5 protein-coding genes are annotated in these 3,978 nt (G+C 67.4%); all 5 read left to right on the top strand.

All coding sequences use genetic code 11. The annotated features are described in order from the left end of the window. The coding region (locus tag FNJ47_RS44990; protein WP_175068516.1) for an ABC transporter ATP-binding protein at positions 1-1,079 on the top strand (1,079 nt) is incomplete at its 5' end. A 19-nt stretch (positions 1,080-1,098) separates the two neighbouring features. Continuing rightward, a complete protein-coding gene (locus FNJ47_RS44985) occupies positions 1,099-1,278 on the top strand; it encodes a DUF4089 domain-containing protein (RefSeq protein ID WP_163163074.1) in 180 nt (59 codons plus the stop codon). 7 nt (positions 1,279-1,285) lie between these two features. Next, positions 1,286-2,683, top strand: coding sequence for an AtzE family amidohydrolase (locus tag FNJ47_RS44980; protein ID WP_236000550.1), 1,398 nt, complete (start codon positions 1,286-1,288; stop codon positions 2,681-2,683). A 1-nt stretch (position 2,684) separates the two neighbouring features. Beyond that, positions 2,685-3,077 carry an oxalurate catabolism protein HpxZ gene (gene hpxZ, locus FNJ47_RS44975; protein ID WP_163163071.1) on the top strand — a complete coding sequence of 131 codons (393 nt, stop codon included), beginning with the start codon at positions 2,685-2,687 and terminating at the stop codon, positions 3,075-3,077. 17 nt (positions 3,078-3,094) lie between these two features. Continuing rightward, positions 3,095-3,826: a GntR family transcriptional regulator gene (locus tag FNJ47_RS44970; protein WP_163163069.1), complete on the top strand. Its 732-nt coding sequence runs from the start codon at positions 3,095-3,097 to the stop codon at positions 3,824-3,826. The last annotated feature ends 152 nt before the right edge of the window (positions 3,827-3,978 follow it).

Genomic DNA, 3,978 nt, shown 5'->3' with positions numbered 1-3,978 from the left:
ACTACGCCAGGAAGCGGCGGCGGGCGAGGCCGCGGTTTGGGGGGTCGGGGCTGGATCTGTGGCCGGAGAAAGCCTCCCTGGCCTCCCCCCGGGCGGGGGGAGGGGCCAACAGGGGCTGGGTGGGGGGGGGGGGGAACCCTCCGCGAGTTGCGCTCGTGGGGAGTGCCCCTCACCCCAACCCTCTCCCCGTAAAGAACGGGGAGAGGGGGCACAGCAGCGCAGGCGGAGAGAGGGGGCGGACGCAACCCCTCCTGTCAGTCGAAAAGCTCGTCAAGGAATACCCCCGCCAGGGCGCAGGCTCGGTGCTCACAAAACTGTTCGGCCGCAAGCCGCCGGTCGAGGAGGAGATCTTCCGCGCCGTCGACGGCATCAGCTTCTCGATCGACCATGGCGAGAGTGTCGGGCTGGTCGGCGAATCCGGCTGCGGCAAGTCGACGACGTCGATGATGGTGATGCGGCTGCTGGACCAGACCTCCGGCCGCATCGTGTTCGACGGCGAGGACATCGGCGGCATCCTACCGCAATCCTTCGCGCGGCTGCCGCGGCGCAGCCAGATCCAGATGGTGTTCCAGGATCCGACCGACAGCCTCAACCCGCGTTTCACCGCTGCGCGCGCGATTGCGGACCCGATCATGCAGCTCGGCGACATCAAAGGGCGGGATGCGCTGCGCGATCGCTGCGAGGAGCTGGCGCGGCTGGTCGGCCTGCCGGTCAACCTCCTGGACCGCTTTCCGCACCAGCTATCGGGCGGCCAGAAGGCGCGGGTCGGCATCGCGCGTGCCATGGCGCTGCACCCGAAGCTCGTGATCCTCGACGAGCCGACCGCAGCGCTTGACGTGTCGGTGCAGGCGGTGGTGCTCAATCTGCTGCAGGACCTCAAGCAGTCGATGGGCATGAGCTATCTGTTTGTCTCGCACGATCTCAACGTGGTGCGCCTGCTGTGTGATCGCGTCATCGTGATGCGCGCCGGCCGCATCGTGGAGCAGGGCACGTCCGAACACGTCTTGGGCAATCCGCAGGATGCCTATACAAAAGAACTGCTGACGGCGATCCCGCATCCGCCGTTGCCGGTCTCTTGAAAAACTCACTGGGAGCGAAATGACCGATCATCTCGACGACTACATGAACGCCGTTGCCCGCGCGATGGCGTTGCCGCTGGAAGACGCCTGGCGTCCCGCGGTGCGCGCGAATCTCGATGTCTCGCTGCGGCTGGCGCGGTTGGTCGACGACTTCCCGTTGCCCGACGATGCCGCGTCAGCTGCCGTCTATTCGACCTGAGATCGCGATGTCCGAAACTCCCGCGTCCATGTCGGCCGCCGAGATCGCGCAGGCCGTCTCACACCGCAAGCTCACTGCCCTTGCCGCGACCGAGGCTGCGCTGTCGCGCATCGCGGCGCATGACAAGGTCCTCAATGCCTTCACCGACGTCACCGCCGATCGCGCCCGCGCGAAGGCGCGTGCGATCGATGCCGCGATTGCGGCCGGCAAATCCGTCGGCCCGCTTGCCGGCGTGCCGTTTGCGGTGAAGAACCTGTTCGACGTGCAGGGCCTCTTGACCCGTGCCGGCTCGAAGATCAACCGCGACCTGCCGCCGTCGCCGCGCGATGCCGCCTTGATCGAGCGGATGGAAGCGGCCGGCGCGGTGCTGGTCGGCGCGCTCAACATGGGCGAATACGCCTACGACTTCACCGGCGAGAACGTGCATGACGGTCCGTCGCGTAATCCGCATGATCCGACGCGGATGGCCGGCGGCTCGTCGGGCGGCTCCGGCAGCGCGGTCGGCGGCGCGCTGGTGCCGATCGCGCTCGGCTCCGATACCAACGGCTCGATCAGGGTGCCGTCGTCGTTCTGCGGCACGTTCGGGCTGAAGCCGACCTATGGCAGGCTGTCGCGCGCGCGATCTTTTCCGTTCGTCGCGAGCCTCGATCATCTCGGTCCGCTGGCGCGCAGCGTGAAGGATCTCGCGCTCGCTTATGATGCGATGCAGGGGCCGGACGATGACGATCCCGCCTGCAATGTGCAGTCGGTCGAGCCGACCGTGCCGTTGCTTGCCAACGACGTCGGTCGGCTGCGGGTTGCGATTGCCGGCGGCTATTTCCAGCAGAATTTGTTTCCGGAGGCTGTCGAAGCGGTCGCGCGCGTCGCCAAGGCGCTCGGCGCCACGCAGACCGTGGAACTGCCGGAGGCCGCGCGGGCCCGCGCCGCCGCCTACATCATCACCACGACCGAGGGTGCAGCGCTGCATCTCGATCGGCTGCGCAGGCGCCCCAACGATTTCGATCCGGCGGTGCGCGATCGCCTCATCGCGGGCGCGATGGTGCCGGCGGTCTATGTCGACAAGGCGCAGAAATTCCGCCGCTGGTATCGTGCCAAGGTGCTGGAGCTGTTCCAGTCGGTCGACGTGATCCTGGCGCCGGCAACGCCGTGCACCGCGCCGAAGCTCGGTCAGGTCAGCTTCACGCTCGACGGGGTCGAGCTCCCGGTGCGGCCCAACATCGGCATCCACACCCAGCCGATCTCCTTCATCGGCCTGCCTGTTGTGGCTGTGCCGGTGCCGCTTGAACCGTTGCCGATCGGCGTGCAGATCATCGCCGCGCCCTGGCGTGAGGACATCGCGCTGCGGGTCGCCTATGCTCTGGAACAGATGGGCGTCGCGGCCGCGCCGGCGCCGAGAGGGATCTAAAATGGACATCGATCTTCCCGACGTGCTCGCCGAGGTCACCGCGCAGTTCCAGCGCTATGAGAAGGCGCTGGTCTCGAACGATGTCGAGGTGCTCGACGAGCTGTTCCGCAACGACAGCCGCACGCTGCGCTACGGGATCGGCGAGAACCTTTATGGCTATGCCGAAATCATGACGTTTCGCGCCGGGCGCTCGCCGGTCGGCCTGATGCGCAAGATCGAGCGCACCGTGATCACGACCTATGGCCGCGACACCGCGATCGCCTCGACGCTGTTCTATCGGGACAGTGCACCGGGTAGAGTGGGACGGCAGATGCAGACGTGGATTCGCTTCCCCGAGGGCTGGAGAATCGTCGCGGCCCATGTCAGCGTCATCGACGAGCCCAAAGGCGTTTGAACAAGAGCGCTTGAACCATGAGCCTGGACGATCTTCCGACCCGCGCGCCGCAGCCGACCGAGCCCGAGCCGGTGGTGCCGCGCGTCGATCGCCCGTCGTCGCTGGCCGACAAGGTCACGCGCGCCGAAGAGCTGCGCCTGCAACTCGCCGACGAGATCGTGCGCGGCACCCTGCCGCCCGGCGCCGGGCTCGATGAGACCGACCTTGCGCGCCGCTTCAACGTCTCGCGCACCCCGGTACGCGAAGCGCTGCGGCAGCTTGCCGCCAGCGGCCTGATCGATGCCCGCGCGCATCGCGGCGCGGTGGTGGCGCGGCCGTCACTGGAGCGGCTCACCGGCATGTTCGAGGCGATGGCCGAGCTGGAGGCGATGTGCGCCGGCCTCGCCGCGGAGCGGATGACGCCGGCGGAGCGTCATGCGTTGGAGGCGATCCACGAGGAGCTGCGGGTGTTGAGCTACACCGGAAATCCCGAGCGCTTCCACGAGGTCAATGAGCGCTTTCACAACGCGATCTATGCCGGCTCGCAGAATGCCTATATCGCCGAGATCACGCTGGCGACGCGCGTGCGCGTGCAGCCGTTCCGCCGCGCCCAGTTCCGCAACCTCGGGCGTCTCGCAAAATCCCACGCCGAGCACGACTGCGTCGTCGTCGCCATCATGCGTGGCGACAAGACCGGCGCCGCGGCCGCGATGCGCGCCCATATCGAGCAGGTGCGCGGCGAGTACGAGACCTACGCGGTGTCGGTGTAGCCAGACACGCAGACCTATATCAGCGCGTCATTCCGGGGCGCGCGAAGCGCGAGCCCGGAATCCATTCATCCGCGTTTGACGTAGATGATTGGTTGCGGGGGCGCTTCCGGTAGCCGTCGCTGCGGATAAATGGATTCCGGGTTCGCGCCAAG

The organism is Bradyrhizobium uaiense (genome assembly GCF_010811875.1).
Taxonomy (GTDB): Bacteria; Pseudomonadota; Alphaproteobacteria; order Rhizobiales; family Xanthobacteraceae; genus Bradyrhizobium; species Bradyrhizobium uaiense.
The sequence above is the reverse complement of the archived record's forward strand: the minus strand, read 5'-3'. Positions and strand labels throughout refer to the sequence as shown.